The sequence below is a fragment of the Maribacter aquimarinus genome (assembly GCF_047345505.1).
Classification (GTDB): Bacteria; Bacteroidota; Bacteroidia; order Flavobacteriales; family Flavobacteriaceae; genus Maribacter.
On sequence record NZ_JBLFEO010000063.1, the window covers coordinates 1 to 1,721 of the forward strand.

Annotated in this window: 1 protein-coding gene; it reads left to right on the forward strand. The window is 36.2% G+C overall.

The annotated features are described in order from the left end of the window. The first annotated feature begins 652 nt into the window (after positions 1-652). Positions 653-1,399 (forward strand): DUF6090 family protein, encoded by a 747-nt coding sequence (locus ACKWCC_RS19180; protein ID WP_413997584.1) that lies wholly within the window; start codon positions 653-655, stop codon positions 1,397-1,399. Positions 1,400-1,721: the final 322 nt, after the last annotated feature.

Here is a 1,721-nt window from a genome sequence, read left to right on the forward strand (position 1 = left end):
CAATATGTATGATCAATACGGGGCGATTTTCCGGTGGAAAATCCACGCATTTTTAGTATGTTTAGCGTACGGGCCGAAATCCTGCGGATTTCAAGGCCGTACTGATCATACATTTAACGTTGTAAGTAATTTGCCATCGCCGTTGTTCTTTTCTTCAAGGATCGTGCGGACAGCGTTGTGGGCAGATGATCGGACTCGCCGAAGCGGGCGAAAGTGGGACACGGTAAAATCCGACCATTTCGGGCGGACATTGCCCAAGTAGTTTGGCTTATCAGCGTTGAGAGCTCGCTATCAAAACGTTGGGAACGTTAAAAACTACTTGTACAAGGACGGCAAAAATTTTGAGAAAGTCAAATTTTGGGCGGGATTGTTGCCCATTTTGCCCGCTTCGGCCATGTTTGGGTTCCGTTCCAGACCCATCAAACCCCAATGTTTGGATGGATAAGGACGGGAGTCTTGAAGAAAAGAGGCGTTTTTGTCCCCTTATGGCAAACTATAAATGGTTTTATCCCTAATTTTATGGAAAAGGTGAAATTGAGGGAAAACCACTCACAACACCATGTATGTGCAATGGCCCTGGAACCACTGGGCCGAAAAGGGGCCACTGCACATACACCTAACGTTGTGCTTCATTATCACAAAACGCTAACCAATGATAAAATTCTTTAGAAAAATTAGACAAAACTTGCTTTCAGAAGGAAAAACTGGAAAGTATTTTAAATACGCAATTGGAGAAATTGTACTTGTCGTTATTGGAATTTTGATTGCATTACAAGTAAACAATTGGAACCAAAACCAAAAGAATAGAGAATTATCAAAACTATATGTTGAAAATTTTATTAAATCAGTAGAATCTGATATTGTTTTTTTGAATGATAGAATAAAAATAAATGAAAAACAAATTCAGAATATTACGTCAATTATAAATACTCTTTCAAGTCAAAAAAATCTGTCAGAAAGTAAATTAACTTCGTTTTTTGAACAAAACTATTCCCTTGGCTTTGAATCCTACTTTATTCCAGAGTTAAGTACTTTTAGACAATTTGAGTCAAATGATGGAGGCGTTTTAATCGAAAACAAGAAGTTGACTGATAAAATATATGAATACTATTTATTAAACGAAAGAAATGAAAAAAATGGTGAGATAAGCGTACAACTATATCAGCATAATTATGTGACTAAAAATCTAACAAAAAACCTTACAACAGGGGATTTTTTAGAAAGGAAGATAGGCTCGCCCTTAAACCGTCCAAAGTTAGATTTAGAGACTTTGCGCCAAGATTCTGATTACATAGGTACTTTATTGTTAAAAAATCAAATGACAGAAAGTCAAAATGAAAGATATCAAGAAATCAAAGAAAAAGCCGAAAACCTTTTGCAATTATTAGAATCTAATTAACGGAATAACGAAAGCACAACAACGTATATAGCTCATAGCTTGGCAGTTGCTCAATCGGAAGTTAAGGTGTATTTGCAAGTCCGCCAAATTTTTTAATTTGGCTTATTGTAAAAAAAGGTAATAAGAAAATTAAAAAATTCGGCTCATGCTTAACCGAAAAATAATCGCTAATTTACACGCTACGAGCCATATACAAAACCGTTGTGCGTAAGCTAAAAAACCAACCGCAATGGAAAAATCAAACGACCAAAAAATAACCTTAAGGTATATTTTAGCCGGAACAGCAGCGGTCATTTTCACTTGGCTTATCCACGAATTTACT

Bases quoted from the DNA above. Each gene is read 5' to 3' on its own strand.
- ACKWCC_RS19180 (WP_413997584.1), top strand. From the start codon at position 653: ATGATAAAATTCTTTAGAAAAATTAGACAAAACTTGCTTTCAGAAGGA.